Here is a 17,529-nt window from a genome sequence, read left to right as displayed (position 1 = left end):
GACGAACCCTTAGAACGGGTCGAACTCGTCGTACTCCCGCTGCGCGTCGTCCCGTTCCGCATCCCGGTCCCGGCGGCGCTGGGCCGCGGGGCGCGGGGCCTCCAGGCGGTGGTCCTCGCCGCGGCGGCCGAGCATCTCCGCGCCCGCCATCATCGTGGGCTCCCAGTCGAAGACGACCGCGTTGTCCTCGGGGCCGATGGCCACGCCGTCGCCCGTGCGGGCACCGGCCTTCATCAGCTGCTCCTCGACACCGAGGCGGTTGAGGCGGTCGGCGAGGTAGCCGACGGCCTCGTCGTTGCTGAAGTCGGTCTGACGGACCCAGCGCTCCGGCTTCTCGCCGCGTACCCGGAAGAGGCCGTCCTCCTCCTGGACCACCGTGAAGCCCGCGTCGTCGACCGCCTTCGGGCGGATGACGATTCGGGTCGCCTCCTCCACCGGCTTGGCCGCGCGCGCCTTGGCGACGATGTCGGCGAGCGCGAAGGAGAGCTCCTTCAGGCCCGTACGAGCCACCGCCGAGGCCTCGAAGACCTGGTAGCCGCGCGCCTCAAGGTCCGGACGGATCATGTCGGCGAGGTCCTGGCCGTCCGGGATGTCGATCTTGTTGAGGACGACGATGCGGGGACGGTCGTCGAGACCGCCGTACTGCCGCAGCTCCTCCTCGATCACATCGAGGTCGGAGACCGGGTCGCGGTCGGACTCCAGCGTCGCGGTGTCCAGGACATGCACGAGCACCGAGCAGCGCTCGACATGGCGCAGGAACTCGAGGCCGAGGCCGCGCCCCTGGCTGGCCCCGGGGATCAGGCCGGGGACGTCCGCGATGGTGTAGACGGTCGACCCGGCGGTGACCACACCCAGGTTCGGTACGAGCGTGGTGAAGGGATAGTCCGCGATCTTCGGCTTGGCCGCGCTGAGCACCGAGATCAGCGAGGACTTGCCGGCGCTCGGGTAGCCGACGAGGGCCACATCGGCGACGGTCTTGAGCTCCATGACCACGTCACGGGCCTCGCCGGGCTCGCCGAGCAGCGCGAAGCCGGGCGCCTTGCGGCGTGCGGAGGCCAGCGCGGCGTTGCCGAGGCCGCCGCGGCCGCCCTGTCCGGCGATGAAGGTGGTGCCCTGGCCGACCAGGTCGGCGAGCACGTTGCCCTGCTTGTCGAGGACGACGGTGCCGTCGGGCACGGGCAGGACCAGGTCCTGGCCGTCCTTGCCTGAGCGGTTGTCACCGGCGCCGGGCTGGCCGTTGGTGGCCCTGCGGTGCGGGCTGTGGTGGTAGTCGAGCAGCGTCGTCACCGACTGGTCGACGACCAGGACGACGTCACCGCCGCGGCCGCCGTTGCCGCCGTCGGGGCCGCCGAGCGGCTTGAACTTCTCCCGGTGAACGGAGGCGCAGCCGTGGCCTCCGTTACCCGCGGCGGCATGCAGCTCGACGCGGTCCACGAAGGTGGTCATGGGTGTGCCTCCAGTTAAGTACGGAATGTCTCTTGGGTAACAAGCGAAAGGCGGACCCGCTTCCCGATCAACGGGAAGCGAGGTCCGCCCTCGCAAAGAAACCGCTCTACGGGTGCCTGATTCAGGCGACCGGAACGATGTTCACGACCTTGCGGCCACGGCGAGTACCGAACTCCACCGCGCCGGCGTCAAGCGCGAACAGCGTGTCGTCCTTGCCACGGCCGACGCCGTTGCCCGGGTGGAAGTGGGTGCCGCGCTGGCGGACCAGGATCTCACCGGCGTTGACGACCTGACCGCCGAAGCGCTTCACGCCGAGCCGCTGAGCATTGGAGTCGCGCCCGTTCCGAGTGGACGATGCGCCCTTCTTGTGTGCCATCTCTCCTCAGTCCCTTACTTCGCAGCCGCGGGGATGCCGGTGACCTTGATCGCCGTGTACTGCTGGCGGTGACCCTGGCGACGGCGGTAGCCGGTCTTGTTCTTGTAGCGAAGGATGTCGATCTTCGCGCCCTTGTGGTGGTCCACGACCTCGGCCGTGACCTTGATACCGGCCAGCACCCACGGGTCGCTGGTCACGGCGTCGCCGTCGACAACGAGCAGGGTCGAGAGCTCGACCGTGTCGCCAACCTGGGCAGTGGAAATCTTGTCAACCTCAACGATGTCGCCGACAGCAACCTTGTGCTGGCGACCACCGCTGCGCACGATGGCGTACACGCGGATCTCTCTCTCGCTCGGAACGGGCCCCCTGAAGCCAGCCGCTCGCACGGGCCGGGGCCCGTGACGATCCGGAAGGATGAGCGGCCTCTTCCGACCGGCGAAGCCGTCGGGAGGGAGTTGCTCAGGGGTGGGCGCGCATGGAAACACGCCGAGGGTCAAGGTTACGGGGCCCGCCCCAGGGGGTCAAACCGGGTACGCACCGTCAATCCCTGGTGGATGGTCGCCGGGGCCTGTTCAATATCAGCTCGTGTCCCTGCGCTCCTTGATCACCATGCCTCGTATGCTCCGCCACGGCTCTGCCGTGGGCGCGGATCTGCCGCCCGACGAGGCCGTCACCGTCGGCGCCGTGGCCGACCCCGCCCTGCGTGCCGCCCTGGCCGCCGCCGCGAGCGGCGATGCCGCGCCCGCCCGCGAGCTGCTCGCCGAGACCCGGCTCGGCGCGCAGTGGGAGCGGCGCAGTGTGTGCGTCTCGGAGCTCGCCGAGTGCGCGCTGCACAGCCCGGGCTGGCTGGAGGGCTGGCTCGCGTCGTCGCCCGAGGATCCCGACGCGATGCTGGTGAAGGCCGACCTGTGCATCCAGCAGGCCTGGGAGATACGGACCGGCTACCGCGCCCGGCATGTGTCCGAGGACCAGTTCCGGGCCTTCTTCACGCTCCTTGAGGATGCCGTTCCGGTGATCGCGGCGGCGGCCGAGCTGAACCCCACCGACCCGGTGCCGTGGGAGGTCGCCCTCACCCATGCACGCGGCATCCAGGCGCCGCGCGATGTGTTCGACGCGTACTGGGCGGAAGCCGTCGCCCGTGCGCCGCACCACTACGGCTGCCATGCCACGGCCCTGCAGTACCTGTGCGACAAGTGGTACGGCTCGCACGAGGAGATGTTCGCCTTCGCCGAGCAGGCCGCCGAAGGGGCGCTGCCCGGCTCCAAACTGCACGCGCTGCCGCTGCTGGCCGCCGTGGAGTACGAGGTGGTGTCCGACGACTCCACCGAGGACGGCCCGATCGACCGCGCCCGCGTCGGGGCCGCCGTCACCCGGGCCCTGGGGCTGTCGGGCTGGTACGAGCCGGGCGACCCCGAGGCCGCCGGGTTCCGCAACCACCTGGCCCTGATGCTGATCTTCGCGGAGCGCTGGAGCGAGGCCCTCGAGGTCTTCCGGGCGATCGGCGGGTACGCCACCGAGTTCCCCTGGGCGTACCTCGGTGACAGCCGCAAGGAGTTCCTGGAGTTCCGTCTCGGCGTACGGATGCAGGTCGCGTCGCAGACCCCGTTCTTCGGCCGCCCGCCGCAGCCCGCCGGACCGGCGGCTCCCGTGCCCGGTGTCCCGGCGCCGCGCTCGCTCGCGATAGCCGCGGCCCGGCCCCACCAGGTCGCCGAGGCGGCCCTGATGTGCGGTGTCTCGCTCCGGATCGCCCCCGCCCCGTCGGCGACGGGAATGAGCTACGTCGAACTCGTCCCCGACGCGTCCCCCGGCAGACGCGCGAGCCTCGCGGCGGGCGAGGAGATGCTGACGGCGGCCGCCGACAACTTCACCACCGGCGAGAAGTGGCCGGCCCTCGTGCTGCGCCGGACCGCCGGCCGCTGCGGCTTCACGCTGTTCCACAAGGGCAAGGCGCGCGCCTCCCATCTGTGGGACCCTGCCGCCCCGGTCACCGACCACGCCGAGGCCACCGCCACCGCGCAGGCCCTCGCCGCCGTCTTCCCCGCGGTGGACCCGCGCCCGCTGGTCACCCTGCTGCGCGGCACCAACAGCCCGGCCCAGCGGCAGTCGGAGCTGGTGGCAGCGCTCGGCCTGCCCCCGCTCCCGGACGGCTTCGGCGAGCGCGACGAGATCCTGGACGGCGTGCCCGGAGCCCAACTCCTCGCCAAACGCGGGGTGTTCAAGGGCATCCGCGACACCATGTCGACGGATCTGGGCACCCCCGCCCTGCCCGTCCCTCGCCCGAGACGCTGGTGGGGCCTGCGCATCGTGGGCCTGGTGATCCTGGTCCCCGCGGCGGCGTACGCCTGGTGGTCCCCGGATGTGAGCTGGTACCGCACCATCGTCCCGACGGCGGTCGCCGTGTACCTGGCGCTCCAGCTGCGCAAGGCCCGGGCCCAGGGGTCATGAGCCCGCGGCGGGTCGTATGCTCGCCGGGCGAAGCAGCGCACCGGAAGGCAGAACAGTGAACTACAGGGTCCAGCCCACCGCCCAGGTCGACGAGACCGCCGTCATCGGCGCCGGGAGCAGCGTCTGGGAGCTTGCCCAGATCCGCGAGGGCGCCAAGCTCGGTGAGGGCTGCGTCGTCGGCCGCGGCGCGTACGTCGGCACCGGCGTGCAGATCGGCGACAACGTCAAGCTGCAGAACTACGCCCTGGTGTACGAGCCCGCCGAGCTCGGCGACGGTGTCTTCGTCGGCCCGGCCGTGGTGCTCACCAACGACCACAACCCGCGCTCCGTCGACCCCGACGGCAAGCAGAAGCGCGGCGGTGACTGGGAGGCCGTGGGCGTCAAGGTCGCCGAGGGCGCATCGCTCGGCGCGCGCTGCGTGTGCGTGGCGCCGGTGCGGATCGGGCGCTGGTCCATGGTTGCCGCGGGCGCGGTCGTGACCAAGGACGTACCGGACTTCGCGCTGGTCGTGGGCGTGCCCGCCCGGCAGATCGGCTGGGTCGGCCGGGTCGGCGTGCGTCTGGTGGAGCGCGAGGGCGAGCCGGGTGTCTGGGAGTGCCCGCAGACCGGCACGGTGTACGTGGAGAAGGACGGCGTCCTCGCCGAGCAGGCGGTCTGACGCAAGGGCTGTCGAAACCCCCCGGACCTGGTCCGGGGGGTTTCGCCATGTCCGTCAGACCGATTGGCCGTCAGACCCGGGTGGCCGTCAGACCTGGGTCCAGGCCTCCAGGGCCAGGCCCGACTCCGCCTTCTGGCGCGTGACCCGCAGCGTCCCGTCCGTACCGAACGCCGCCATCACGACCCGGCCCCGCGCATCGATCGCGAGCGCAGGCGCCCCCGCGCACGGCTCACCCGTAAGAGTCCAGCTGACACCCGAGGACTCGTCCTCCGTCGGGTATGCGGCCAGCGCCGGGCGGCCGGATGCCGCGTCCCGGTGGGCGAGGATCGTGCAGTCGTGACCGTCGACCGGGGTACGCAGCACCGCGACCGGGCCGGTGCCCCCGCCATTGCCGAGCGGGGCCGCATCGGCGTTCTGGCGCCAGGCGCTGACCGTGTGATCGCCCGCGTCGTGCCAGAAGTGGGTGAGCCGGTTGCCGCCGGTGCGCTCCGAGGTGAGCGAGTCTGCCTCGGCCTTGGCCGGGATGTCGTCCACGCGCCGGAACTTGACGCCCTGCTCCTCCTGGTCCCAGCGCATGATGTGGTCCCCGGTCGGGACGAGCAGTTCCATCAGACCGTCCGGGGTGAGCGAGGCGGACACCGTGCCGACGCCTCCGCTGCCCTTGAGGTCGGCCCACTTGTTCCACTTGCCCGAAGGCACCTGGGCGCGCCCGCAGACCCCGCCGCCCGCGTTGCGTACGAACACGTGCAGCGAGCCCTCGGCGTCCACCACGGCCGAGGGAAGGCCGATCTGCTCGGCGAGGTCGGGGTCGTTCGGGTACGGGGAGCCGAGCGGGAACCAGTCACGTACCGCGAGACCGGACTGGTACTGGACGGCGTAGACCACATCGGTGCCGGTCCGGCCGTCCTTGAGGCGGCTGCGGCGCAGGCTCACCAGGTGGACGTAGCCATCGGCGCCCTGGGCTATCGAGAGATACGGCAGCACACCGCGGCCGGGGATCACTTCGGGTCCGTGCCACTCGGGGCCGCCGGGGCGTGCCTCGGTCCAGCGCAGCACGCCGTCGGTCGCCGGGGCATACGCCGTGAGCCTGCCGTCCTTGCCGCGCACCAGCCAGCCGGTGGTGGGGGCCAGGGACGTTTCCACGGTGGGCATCGGGGTGGCCTTTCGGCTAGGCGGCGCGTCCGAGCGACGCGCAGATTTCCGTCCGGACCAGACCGCCATGGCTCACCATCGTCTTTCGCGTGACCGCCCCGCAAAACTTGCGCGACGATAGTACGACAGGTGCGGAGCCCGGTACGGGCCCCGGTCGGCCCCTCACTCCCCTGCCGCACTCTCCTGCCGCGTTCACGAAATCGTTATCCGGGGTGCGCGCCCACCTGCGATCCCCCGGCCGCCGGTCCGCTCACCTCGGCCATTGCCTACCATTGGGTACAACACCCCTGGGAGCGCGCGCTTCGCCGGGCCGGTCCGGCCGCGTCGGCGGTGGCGTGATCGCGCGGGGTGTCGGCCCGCAGTATGAGACCGTGACACGCCCCGCCAGTGACCTGACCCAGAAGAAGAGTGTTCAGTGAAAGTCATCAGCATCGTCGGTGCCCGTCCTCAATTGGTGAAGCTCGCCCCCATCGCGGCGGCGTTCGCAGGGACCGAGCACGAGCACGTCATCGTGCACACCGGGCAGCACTACGACGCCGACCTCTCCGACGTCTTCTTCGACGGTCTCGGCATCCCCGACCCGGATGTCCACCTCGGTGTCGGCTCCGGCAGCCACGGCGTCCAGACCGGTTCGGTGCTCACCGCCCTCGACCCGGTCCTGGAGCGCGAGCAGCCCGACTGGGTCCTCGTCTACGGCGACACCAACTCGACGATCGCCGGTGCGCTCTCCGCCGTGAAGATGCACCTGCCGGTCGCGCACCTGGAGGCCGGTCTGCGCTCCTTCAACCGGCGCATGCCGGAGGAGCACAACCGCGTACTGACCGACCACTGTGCCGACGTCCTGCTGGCCCCGACCGAGGAGGCCATGCGCCACCTCGCCGACGAGGGCCTCAAGGACCGCGCCGTGCTGGCCGGTGACGTGATGGTCGACATCTGCCTGCGCATCCGCGACGCGGTGCTCGCCGGCGAGCACGCCGCGCCCGCGCTGCCCGAGGGCATCGACCCCTCGAAGCCGTTCCTGCTGGCGACCCTGCACCGGCCGGACAACACCGACGACCCCGAGCGCCTCGCCGCGATCATCGGCGCCATGGCCAAGCTGCCGGTGCCGGTGGCACTGCTTGCCCACCCGCGCCTGGTCGCACGGGCCGAGCAGCACGGCATCGAACTCGCGCAGGGCTCGGTTCACGTCGGCCGTCCGCTGCCGTACGCGGGTCTGGTCGCCGCGGTGCTCGCCTCGACCGGTGTGGTCACCGACTCCGGCGGCCTGCAGAAGGAGGCCTTCCTCCTGGAGCGGATCACCACGACGATCCGTCCCGAGACCGAGTGGGTTGAAACCGTCGACACCGGTTGGAACGTCTTGGTTCCCGACCCGCACGAGCTCTCCGCCGACGAGTGGGCCGCCACGGTCGCCCGCGCCGTTCCGACGGCCGACCCGGGTACCCCGTACGGCGACGGACGAGCCGCGCAGAACGTTGTCCGGATCATGGAAGAGTGGAAGGGGGGCAGCCGGCGCGTGTGACGGACAAGCGCCTCATTGCAGGCTCTAATCCGTACTTGTCACCGTGCTAGCGTCACCGTTTATGTCAGCGTCTCCCAGGTCCGGGCTGCCCTCAGAAGGCTCGCGACCGCACGTCATCTATCTCGCCATCGGCTTCCCGCCGGCTGCGAAGAGCAGCGCCTACCGCATGCGCGAGACGGCGAACCAGTTCTGCAAGGCAGGCTGGGACGTCACCGTCATCAACATCGCCCAGGAGTCCTGGGAGCGGGACTCCGGCGTCGACCTCACGCTTCTGGAGCAGGTCGACCCGCGGGTGAAGATCGTCGAGCTGCCGCTCTCCCGCGAGGACCTGGAAACGGACATCCGCCTCTACAGCGAGGACCGGGCGCTCAACCCCAACAAGTGGGTCACGCAGCTGCGCAAGCGGCAGCAGAAGCCGTTCCCCGAGCCGAACTTCGGCGAGTGGCGCGGCGATCTGGAGCGGGCCGTCCTGGACATCCACGCGGAGCACCCGGCCGATCTGCTCGTGGCCAGCTGTGTTCCGTATGTGAACCTCGCCGCGGCCTGGAAGCTCTGGGAAGAGGCCAAGGTCCCGTACGCCGTGGACTTCCGCGACGGCTGGTCCATCGATGTGATCACCGGCATCGAGGCGTTCACCAAGGACTCCGAGCTGGGCCGCTGGGAGCAGAAGGTCCTCGACAACGCGGTCTCGCTGTGGGTCGTCAACGACCCGATCGCGGACCACTACCGCGCCCGCTACCCGGAGTTCGCCTCGCGCGTCGAGGTCGTGCGCAACGGCTACGACGCGGACAGCTCGCCCGGCCGCGCCCACAACCCGGACCCCGAGTCGGGTCTGGTCTTCGGCTACCTGGGCACGGTCAACTTCACGCCGACGCACCTGGAGACCGTGCTCAACGCCTGGCGTGCGGCCCGTGAGAAGGAGCCACTGCTCGCCAACGCGCGCTTCGAGGTCCGTGGCCACATCGGCAACGGAGCCGGCCGCGAGGCGAACAAGCACTCCGAGATGCTCAAGCAGGCCGAGGCGGACGGCGTCTTCTTCGGTGGCCCCGCCGCCAAGGCCGAGGTCTCCTCGATCTACGCCCGCTGGGACGCCATGGTCCTCATCCTGATCGGCGGTCGCTTCGTGACCTCCGGCAAGGTGTACGAGTACATGGCCACCGGCCTGCCGATCGTGTCGGCGCACGTCGTCGAGCACGACGCCTCGAACGTCCTCAACGGTCATCCCCTGTGGACCGGTGCCGTCGGCATCGACGAGGAAGGCCTGGCGGAGTCCTTCGTGAAGGCGGCCCACATGGCCGTCGAGACGAGCGACGAGGTCCACGCCGAAGCGATGGCGCACGCCGACCAGTTCACCCGCGAGGCCCTGATGTCGGTCGCCGTGAAGAACCTCGTCGACCGGCTCGCCGCCGAGCACGGTGTAGTGGCCGAGCCCGCGGAGGGCATCGTTCCCCAGACTGCCGAAGCCACGGATGTGGACGACCTCTCATCGAAGTCGATCGTCGCCGGAGGTCCCACCCAGTGACCGAAGTGTTGCTCGTCGCCGCCTCCCAGCCGCAGCTCGGCGTGCTGGCCGGCGCGGTGCAGAAGTTCCGCGCCCAGGGCGCACGCGTCTACCTGGCCTGCGCCTTCGACACGAAGGGCTGCCAGGAGGAACTCGACCGGCTCGAGCTGGACGGGTACCAGCAACTGCCGTACGGCATAGGGCATCTGCGCACGGCGACCCGCCGCAAGCTGCGGAAGATCCCGGCGAGCCGTCGCCTGTGGATCCAGACCCGCCGCCATCCCTGGCTGCGCCGTCACGGCCTCGGTGCACAGCAGCTCGTCGCGCTCGACGCGAACGCCGTGTACACGGTGTGGCGGCTGTCCCAGTACACCGACGCGGACGCCAGTTTCGGTCTCGCACCGGCGCTGCGGGCCCTGTCGGACCCGCAGCGGACCCCGGCCCCGGCCAAGCGCAGGGCTCTGCCGCCGCGTTCGGTGATCGTCAGCGACGTACGCCGCCAGGCCAAGGCGCTGCCCGCGACTGTGATCCGTACGGCCACGGCGCGTCCCCTTATGCGCAGCAGCGTCGGTGCCCGGCTGTGGCGCACCGCGCTCGTCGCACCCGGTGTTCCCGCGAACGTACGGGCCGCTCTGTCCCGTCAGGTCGCCGAGGGCATGCGCTGGGCCGGCCGGCCGGGCGGCGCGACGCTCGCGCTGACCACCGCCGCGCAGCGCATCTCGGACCGCAAGATCAGGACTGGGCTGCTGGACGAGGCCGCCAAGACCGAGCTGAAGCGGGGTATCGCTCCGCGCGAACTCGACGGCACGGTCAAGGAGTTGCTGACCACCGCGGACGAGGAGTTCAAGGCCGGGGATCCGGCGTCCGCCGCGTCCACGCTGGACCGTGCGCTCGTGCTCGGTTTCCACCGGGTCGTCCACATCGACCAGCTCAGCTCGCCGCTGGCCAGTGACCCGGCAGCCTTCTCGGCGCCGGTGCACGGCTCCGCGGTCATGAAGAAGATCACGCAGCCCCGGGGCCGCAAGACCCCGGCCGCGACGCCTCCGAAGGACCGGCCGCTGCGGCTGCTGGTCACCACGAGCGCGAACGACAACTTCCTCAAGCTGATCCTGTCCCACTACGAGGCCCACCAGGGTGTCGAGGTCCGCTACCTGGACCTGGCGGCCAGCCCCGCCATGAAGCGCCTCTCGTGGGCCGGCCGGCGGATGATAGAGAACCGTCTCGGGGGCGACGCCCTCTACGCGGAGCAGGTCGAGACGCTCATGCGGCCCCATCTGGACTGGGCCGACACGGTGTTCCTCGACTGGTGTGTGGCACCGGCCGTGATGCTCACGACGATCGACCCGGGCGACACCCGGATCGTGGTCCGGCTGCACAGCTACGAGGCCTTCACCCGGTGGCCGCACCTGGTGGACTTCTCCCGCGTGGACGACCTCATCTATGTCGCCGACCATGTGCAGGACCTGACGACCGCGCTGGTTCCGCAGCTCCGCGGTCCCGAGGCGCCTCGTACGCACATGATCGACAACGCCATGGACCTGAGCGCCTTCAACCGCGCCAAGCCCGCTGACGCCCGCTTCAACCTCGGGCTCATCGGTGTCTCGCAGGTGGCGAAGGACCCGCTGTGGGCCATCGACGTCCTGGAGCGCGTACGCAAGCACGACGAGCGCTACCGGCTGCTGCTGGTCGGCGGTGACATGGATCCCAAGACCAGCCGTGCCACCAAGGACTACCTCAAGGAGTTCGAGAGGCAGCTGGAACCGCTGGTCGAGTCGGGTGCCGTGGTTCGTCTCGGACCGACGGACGACGTACCGTCCGCGCTGACCGGCATCGGCACGATCCTCAGCTCCTCGGTGCGTGAGGGCTGCCATGTCGGTCTGATGGAGGGCGCGGCCAGTGCCGCCGTCCCCGTCGTCCGGGACTGGCCGTTCTACGCCGGACGCGAGCACAGCGCCCGCACCCTCTACCCCGAGGGCTGGGTCGTCGGCTCCCCCGAGGAGGCCGCGAAGCGGATCCTCGAGACCACGGCGACCGAGGAGAGCTGGCGCAACGCGGGCAAGCTCGCCTCCGAGCACGCGCTGTCCGCGTGGGACTGGCCGGTGGTGAGCCGTCGCTTCGACGAGCTGTTCCTCGGCGAGTAGGACCGCAGGACGTGTAGGGCCGTAAGGCAACGCGAAGGGCCCCCGGGATTCCCCGGGGGCCCTTCGGCGTACGTGCTGCGAGCGGGTCAGCCGCGCGCCTCAGGGTGGCGCAGGCACCAGCCCTGCCAGGCCGAGGCCACCATCGCGCGGACGTCGTGGCGCGCCTCCCAGCCCAGCTCCTGGCGGATGCGGTCGGCCGCGGCCACCACACGGGCCGGGTCGCCGGGCCTGCGGGCGGTGACCTCGGCCTTGCTGTCCGTGCGCCCGGTGACGTCGAGGATGATGTCGATCATGTCCGCGACCGAAACGCCTTCCCCGCGGCCGATGTTGAGGACCAGCGAGGCCGAGGGGTCGGCGGCAAGCCGGCGCGCCGCCGCGACATGCGCGGACGCGATGTCCTCGACATGGATGTAGTCACGGATGCAGGTGCCGTCGGGCGTCGCGTAGTCGTCACCGAAGATCCGCGGCGGCTCTTCGGCCGTGAGGCGCTCGAAGACCATGGGGACGAGGTTGAAGACGCCCTCATCGCCGAGCTCCGGCGAGGCGGCGCCGGCGACGTTGAAGTAGCGCAGGGAGGCGGTCGCGATACCGTTCGCCCTGCCGACAGCGGTGACCAGCCATTCACCGGCCAGCTTGGTCTCGCCGTACGGGCTCATCGGCAGACAGGGCGTCGCCTCGGTCACCAGGTCGACGTCGGGCATGCCGTAGACGGCGGCCGACGAGGAGAAGAGGAACCGGCCCACGCCCGCCGCGGCCGAGGCCTCGAGCAGGGTCCGCAGACCCTCGACGTTCTCGCGGTAGTAGTACAGGGGCTTCTCGACCGATTCGGCCACCTGCTTCTTGCCCGCGATGTGCACGACTCCGGTGATCGAGTGCTCGGCGAGGACCCGGTCGACCAGCTCACGGTCGAGGACCGAACCGACCTCCAGCCGTACGCCCGCGGGCAGCCGGCCGGCGCTGCCGGTGCTCAGATCGTCGAGGACGACGACGCTCTCGCCACCCTCGGCCATCGCCTTCACCACATGGGAGCCGATGAATCCGGCACCGCCCGTGATCAGCCACGTCATGTCAACACCCCTTGCAGAACGGCCCCGTCCCGGTGACTCGGGACGGGGCCACTGTCTTGCTCACGTACTCAGGTACAAATTCAGCCGCCGATGACGACGCGGCGTACGCCTTCCCAGCGCGCCGGGTCGGTGGTGCGCCGGCCGTCGACCAGGACGCGGACGTCCGGCAGGTCGGAGGCGGCCAGCTCGCGGTACTCGGCGTGGTCGGCCTGCAGGATCGCGGCGGTGACGGTCTGTCCCTCGTGCGGGGTCAGGCCGTGCGCCGTGAGCTCCTCGGACGTGTACATCGGGTCGGACACGAAGGGGACGGCCCCGCGCGCCTTGAGCGCCTCGACGGTCGGGAAGACGCCGGAGAAGGCCGTCTCCTTCACGCCGCCGCGGTAGGCGGCGCCGAGCACCAGCACGCCCACGCCCTCCAGGTCGCCGTAGGCGGCGGCCAGCAGGTCGACGGCGTACTCGGGCATGGCGGCGTTCGCCTCGCGCGCCGAGCGCACGACGGTGGCCTCCGGGTCGTTCCACAGGTACATCCGCGGGTAGATCGGGATGCAGTGGCCGCCGACCGCGATGCCGGGCTGGTGGATGTGGCTGTAGGGCTGCGAGTTGCAGGCCTCGATGACCTTCTTGACGTCGATGTCGTTCTTGTCGGCGAAACGGGCGAACTGGTTCGCCAGGCCGATGTTGACGTCGCGGTAGGTGGTCTCGGCGAGCTTGGCCAGCTCGGAGGCCTCGGCGGTACCCAGGTCCCAGACGCCGTTCGGCTGCGCCAGGTCCTCGCGCTCGTCGAAGTCGAGCACCTGCTCGTAGAACTCCACACCGTGCTTCGCGGAGGCCTCGTCGATACCGCCGACGAGCTTGGGGTAGCGGCGCAGGTCGGCGAAGACCCGGCCGGTGAGCACCCGCTCCGGCGAGAAGACGAGGTGGAAGTCCTTGCCCGCGGTGAGGCCGGAGCCCTGCTCCAGCATCGGGGCCCAGCGGGTGCGGGTGGTACCGACCGGCAGGGTGGTCTCGTACGAGACGAGGGTGCCGGGCTTGAGACCGGCGGCGATCGCCTTGGTCGCGGAGTCCATCCAGCCGAAGTCCGGCACGCCCTCGGCGTCCACGAACAGCGGGACGACGACCACGACGGCGTCGGACTCGGCGACGGCGGCGGCGGTGTCGGTGGTCGCGGACAGCAGCCCGGCGCCGACGGTCTCCTTGAGCAGACGGTCGAGGTCGTGCTCGCCGGGGAAGGGCTCGGTGCCGGCGTTGACCAGCTCGACGACCTTCTCGTTGACATCGGCGCCGATGACCTTGTGGCCCTTGGCGGCGAACTGGACGGCGAGCGGCAGGCCGATCTTGCCCAGCGCGACTACACAGATATTCATCGGGTCAGTTTCCTCTTCACACGGGACAGCAGGGTGCGCAGGCGCGTGGCCCAGCCGAGTTTGGGCTCCCACAGGGGGGCCGTGGTGATGACCAGCCGCCCCTTCGGGTTCGCGTTGGCGGAGATGCGGTACGGGATCCTCTCCCGCCACCGCCGTGCGAGCGGCAGCGGCAGCCCGCAGGTCTTCACCGGGATCTCGTACGTCGAGCCTGCCACGTCCAGATGGACGCGGACGCCGAGCTTGGCTCGCTTCGGCTCGATCGGGATGGTGGCGCGGATCAGCGTGCCGGATCCGTCGGGCATGGGCTCGCGGCTGAATTCGCCCACGGGGGCGGCCGCCTCGTGCCCGTCAGGCAGCCTGCGGCCGCCCGCCTTGTCCGAGCTCTTGGGCATGGCTCCCTGGACGAGACGGATGACGGCCGAACCGGTGTCTCCGACGGCACCGGCCCGTACGGCCAGGGAAAGCGCCAGCTTCTCGCCGGTCTGCTCCCACTGGGCGGAGACGAGGCCGGTGGCGTCCGCCAGCACCTTGGGGAGGGACTCGGCGTCCGCCTCGAAGAAGCGGTCGGGCATGTCCACACCCGCGCTGCGAAAGCCCGGGTAGCGGACGTAGGCGCGGCCGTCCTCGATCAGGCACGGCGGTTCGGACTCGTCGGTGACGGCCCGTACGAGCTCCTGGACCGCGCCCCGCTGGGCAAGACCGATCCGTACGCGCCGCTTGACGTCCAGGGAGTCACGGAGCGCGTCGGTGAAGTACTCGTCCGCGAGACGGGCGACACCGGCGCACACCTCCTGCCGGGTCGCCTCGTCCAGCGACGGGAAGTCGTCCTGGACGAGCTTGGCGAGCTCCCAGGTGAAATGACGCTTGAAGAGGGCGTCACGCTGGGGGCCCGCTTCGATGAGTCCGGCCGCGTGCTTCATGATCTCGGTGGTGCAGCGCAGCCGCGCCAGATGATCGGCGCGGTAGGTGATGTTGCTCGCGTCCCCGCGCTTCACCGCGTAGTAGTACGTGTAGTCGGCGAGCACCGAGATCTTCCGGGCCCGGACGCACGCCTCGATGGTGAAGGGCTGGTCGCTGCCGACCGGCAGGTCCTCGGGGAAGCGCAGCTTGTACTTGTCCACCAGCTCGCGGCGGAAGAGCTTGGTGTTGGCCAGCGTGAACGGCAGCGCCGAGTCGTACAGGCTGACGTCCGGGTCGCTCTTCTTGAAGAGCGCCTGGTGGACATAGCGGCCGTTCGTTCCGACCATCTTGCCGACCACGACGTCGGAGTCGTGCTTGTCGGCACAGGCCACCATCCGCGCCAGCGCCTCTTTGCCGAGGTGGTCGTCGGAGCCGATGAAATAGACGTAACGTCCGGTGGCCACGTCCAGCGCCCTGTTGCTGGGCGCGGCCGGGCCACCGGAGTTCGCCTGGTGGATCACCTTGACGGTGTCCGGGTACTTCTTCGCGAACCGGTCGAGCTCCGCTCCGCTGTCGTCCGTGGAACCGTCGTCGACGGCCACGATCTCGAGCCTGTCCAGGCCAATGCTCTGCCCGACAAGGGAGTTAAGGCATTCCGTCAGATACGGCATCGTGTTGTACACGGCGACGACGACGGTGACATCAGGACTGGTCAAGGCTCCTCGCCCTACTGGGCCGCGGGGTACGCGGAGAGATCGACGGTGATGCCCGTGGCAGCGGACTCCAGAACGGCAGCTGCGACCTCGACCGTACGAAGACCCTGGCGCAGCGTGCAAATGTCGTGCGACTTCCCGAGCACCGCGTCACGGAAGAGCTCGTGCTCGACCAGCAGCGGCTCGCGCTTCGGGATGGCGTAGCGGATCATGTCACCCTCGGCGACGCCGCGGAACGCCTGCAGCGCCTCCCACTCCGTGGCCTGGGCGGCGTTGGAGTAGAAGGTCAGGTCGGCGGTGAGGGTGTCCGCGATGAAGCAGCCCTTCTCGCCGGTGACCGAGGTGAAGCGCTCCTTGAGCGGGCTCAGCCAGTTGACCAGGTGGTTGACCATGGTGCCGTCGGAGAGCTGGCCGACCGCGGAGACCATGTCCTCGTGCGGACGGCCCGACTTGGAGACCGTACGCGCGGAGATCGAGGTGTACGTCTGGCCGGTCACCCAGCCGGTGAGGTCGATGTCGTGGGTCGCGAGGTCCTTGACCACGCCGACATCGGCGATGCGGTGCGGGAAGGGGCCCTGGCGGCGCGTGACGACCTGGTAGACGTCGCCGAGCTCGCCCGCCTCCAGGCGCTGGCGCAGGGAGCGCAGCGCCGGGTTGCAGCGCTCGATGTGGCCGACGCCGGCGACCAGGCCGCGCGACTCGAAGGCATCGACGAGGCGGCGGGCGCCCTCGACGGTGTCCGCGACCGGCTTCTCGACGAGCGCGCCGACACCGGCGTCGGCGAGCGTGAGGCCGACTTCCTCGTGCAGGGCGGTCGGGCATGCCACGACGGCGTAGTCGATGCCGAGCGCGATGAGCTCCTCGACGGTCGACAGCACGGGGACGCCCTGCGCCCAGCCGTTCTTGTCGCCCATCGGGTCGACGACGGCGACGAGCTCGACGCCCTCCAGGCCGGCGAGTACGCGGGCGTGGTGGCGGCCCATCGAGCCGAGGCCGACCAGGCCGGCCCGCAGTCCCCGAGTGGTCACAGGTTCTCTCCAAGGTCATTCACGGCGACGACGATGCGCTCGAGGTCCTCCGCGGCCAGCGAAGGATGCACCGGCAGCGAGACGACCTCGGCGGCCGCGCGCTCGGTCTCGGGCAGGTCCCAGTTACGGCCGGCCTTCTGGTCCGGCTCCCAGTACGGCTTCAGCCGGTGGATCGGGGTCGGGTAGTAGACGGCGTTGCCGACGCCCGCCTCGGTGAGCTTCGCCATCGCGGCGTCGCGGTCACCGCTGATGCGGATCGTGTACTGGTGGTAGATGTGGCGCGCACCCTCGGCGACGGTCGGCGTCTGCACGTTCGGCGCGGTGATGTGCTCGGTGAGGTACGCGGCGTTGGCGATGCGCTGCTCGGTCCAGCCGTTCAGCTTCGACAGCTGTACGCGGCCGACGGCGGCGGCGACGTCCGTCATACGCATGTTGGCACCGACGATCTCGTTGGCGTACCGCTGCTCCATGCCCTGGTTGCGCAGCAGGCGCAGGGTGCGGGCGACTTCGGCGTCACCCGTGGAGATCATGCCGCCCTCGAGGGAGTGCATGTTCTTGGTCGGGTAGAAGCTGAAGGTGCCGCCGGAGCCGAACGCGCCGACCGGGGTGCCGTTCAGCGCGGCCGCGTGCGCCTGGCAGGCGTCCTCGACGACGGCCAGCTTGTGCTTGGCGGCGATGGGCATGATCTTGTCCATCGCGGCCGGGTGGCCGTACAGGTGCACCGGCATGATCGCGGCGGTGCGCGGGGTGATGGCGGCCTCGACGGCCGCGGGGTCCAGGCCGTAGCTGCCGGGCTCGATGTCGGCGAAGACGACATCGGCGCCGACCAGGCGGACCGCGTTCGCCGAAGCGGCGAAAGAGAACGAAGGAACGATCACTTCGTCACCCGGGCCGATGCCCAAGGCCAGCAGAAGGAGGTGCAGCGCGGAGGTACCCGAGTTGACGGCCACGCAGTGGCGCCCCTCGACGAGCTCCGAGAAGCCCTCCTCGAACGCGGCGACCTCGGGGCCCTGTACGACCCTGCCGCTGCGCAGTACGCGTACTGCGGCCTCGATTTCTTCCTCACCGATGACCGGGCGTGCAGCGGGGATGGGCTGCTGGTTGCTGCTCGTCATGGACGTCCTCCTTGAACACCGCAAGAGCTCTATATAGGCAGAGGTCAGGGGCGGAGCGGACGTCTCTCGAGGCCGCGCACACCCCTCCGGCGCAAAGCCAACGC

General features: G+C 70.4%; 14 protein-coding genes. 5 read left to right on the top strand and 9 right to left on the bottom strand.

Translation table 11 applies throughout. The features are described from left to right. Window positions 1-9: 9 nt before the first annotated feature. The 3 genes from obgE to rplU form a co-directional block, all read right to left on the bottom strand. The gene (gene obgE / locus ABZS64_RS19020) at window positions 10-1,446 is read right to left on the bottom strand and encodes a GTPase ObgE (RefSeq protein WP_355830516.1); all 1,437 of its coding nucleotides are present in this window, start codon (window positions 1,444-1,446) and stop codon (window positions 10-12) included. Window positions 1,447-1,567: 121 nt separating this feature from the next. Continuing rightward, complete coding sequence (gene rpmA, locus ABZS64_RS19015) at window positions 1,568-1,822, bottom strand: 50S ribosomal protein L27 (RefSeq protein ID WP_142217134.1); 255 nt, start codon at window positions 1,820-1,822, stop codon at window positions 1,568-1,570. A gap of 14 nt (window positions 1,823-1,836) precedes the next feature. Next, window positions 1,837-2,157: a 50S ribosomal protein L21 gene (rplU, locus tag ABZS64_RS19010; RefSeq protein ID WP_147986440.1), complete on the bottom strand. Its 321-nt coding sequence runs from the start codon at window positions 2,155-2,157 to the stop codon at window positions 1,837-1,839. Between the two features lie 283 nt (window positions 2,158-2,440). On the opposite strand from rplU, the gene ABZS64_RS19005 reads away from it, so the two are divergent. Both ABZS64_RS19005 and ABZS64_RS19000 read left to right on the top strand, forming a co-directional pair. Next, the gene (locus tag ABZS64_RS19005) at window positions 2,441-4,267 is read left to right on the top strand and encodes a hypothetical protein (RefSeq protein WP_355830511.1); all 1,827 of its coding nucleotides are present in this window, start codon (window positions 2,441-2,443) and stop codon (window positions 4,265-4,267) included. Between the two features lie 55 nt (window positions 4,268-4,322). Beyond that, complete coding sequence (locus ABZS64_RS19000; protein ID WP_355830509.1) at window positions 4,323-4,925, top strand: acyltransferase; 603 nt, start codon at window positions 4,323-4,325, stop codon at window positions 4,923-4,925. An 87-nt stretch (window positions 4,926-5,012) separates the two neighbouring features. On the opposite strand, the gene ABZS64_RS18995 is transcribed toward ABZS64_RS19000, so the two are convergent. Next, the gene (locus tag ABZS64_RS18995) at window positions 5,013-6,077 is read right to left on the bottom strand and encodes a hypothetical protein (RefSeq protein WP_355830506.1); all 1,065 of its coding nucleotides are present in this window, start codon (window positions 6,075-6,077) and stop codon (window positions 5,013-5,015) included. Between the two features lie 415 nt (window positions 6,078-6,492). Between ABZS64_RS18995 and wecB the strand changes: the two genes are divergently transcribed. From wecB to ABZS64_RS18980, 3 genes are all read left to right on the top strand, one after another. Continuing rightward, on the top strand, window positions 6,493-7,596 hold the full coding sequence (gene wecB / locus ABZS64_RS18990) for a UDP-N-acetylglucosamine 2-epimerase (non-hydrolyzing) (RefSeq protein ID WP_355830502.1): 1,104 nt from the start codon (window positions 6,493-6,495) through the stop codon (window positions 7,594-7,596). 166 nt (window positions 7,597-7,762) lie between these two features. Next, window positions 7,763-9,118, top strand: a complete 1,356-nt coding sequence (locus ABZS64_RS18985; protein WP_355830681.1) for a glycosyltransferase — start codon at window positions 7,763-7,765, stop codon at window positions 9,116-9,118. Beyond that, window positions 9,115-11,238, top strand: coding sequence for a glycosyltransferase family 1 protein (locus tag ABZS64_RS18980; RefSeq protein ID WP_355830499.1), 2,124 nt, complete (start codon window positions 9,115-9,117; stop codon window positions 11,236-11,238). The genes ABZS64_RS18985 and ABZS64_RS18980 overlap by 4 nt, the downstream gene beginning before the upstream one ends. Window positions 11,239-11,324: 86 nt before the next feature. On the opposite strand, the gene galE is transcribed toward ABZS64_RS18980, so the two are convergent. From galE to ABZS64_RS18955, 5 genes are all read right to left on the bottom strand, one after another. Then, window positions 11,325-12,305 (bottom strand): UDP-glucose 4-epimerase GalE, encoded by a 981-nt coding sequence (gene galE, locus ABZS64_RS18975; protein WP_355830496.1) that lies wholly within the window; start codon window positions 12,303-12,305, stop codon window positions 11,325-11,327. Window positions 12,306-12,385: 80 nt separating this feature from the next. Beyond that, window positions 12,386-13,669 (bottom strand): nucleotide sugar dehydrogenase, encoded by a 1,284-nt coding sequence (locus ABZS64_RS18970; protein ID WP_355830493.1) that lies wholly within the window; start codon window positions 13,667-13,669, stop codon window positions 12,386-12,388. Further along, window positions 13,666-15,285: a glycosyltransferase gene (locus tag ABZS64_RS18965; protein WP_355830490.1), complete on the bottom strand. Its 1,620-nt coding sequence runs from the start codon at window positions 15,283-15,285 to the stop codon at window positions 13,666-13,668. The genes ABZS64_RS18970 and ABZS64_RS18965 overlap by 4 nt, the downstream gene beginning before the upstream one ends. 11 nt (window positions 15,286-15,296) lie before the next feature. Further along, complete coding sequence (locus ABZS64_RS18960) at window positions 15,297-16,310, bottom strand: Gfo/Idh/MocA family oxidoreductase (RefSeq protein WP_355830487.1); 1,014 nt, start codon at window positions 16,308-16,310, stop codon at window positions 15,297-15,299. After that, a complete protein-coding gene (locus tag ABZS64_RS18955; protein ID WP_355830484.1) occupies window positions 16,307-17,425 on the bottom strand; it encodes a DegT/DnrJ/EryC1/StrS family aminotransferase in 1,119 nt (372 codons plus the stop codon). Before ABZS64_RS18955 ends, ABZS64_RS18960 begins: the two co-directional genes overlap by 4 nt. Between the last annotated feature and the right edge of the window lie 104 nt (window positions 17,426-17,529).

It is taken from the genome of Streptomyces sp. NPDC005408, assembly GCF_040606445.1.
Lineage (GTDB): Bacteria > Actinomycetota > Actinomycetes > Streptomycetales > Streptomycetaceae > Streptomyces.
This window is presented reverse-complemented; position numbering and strand designations above follow the sequence as displayed.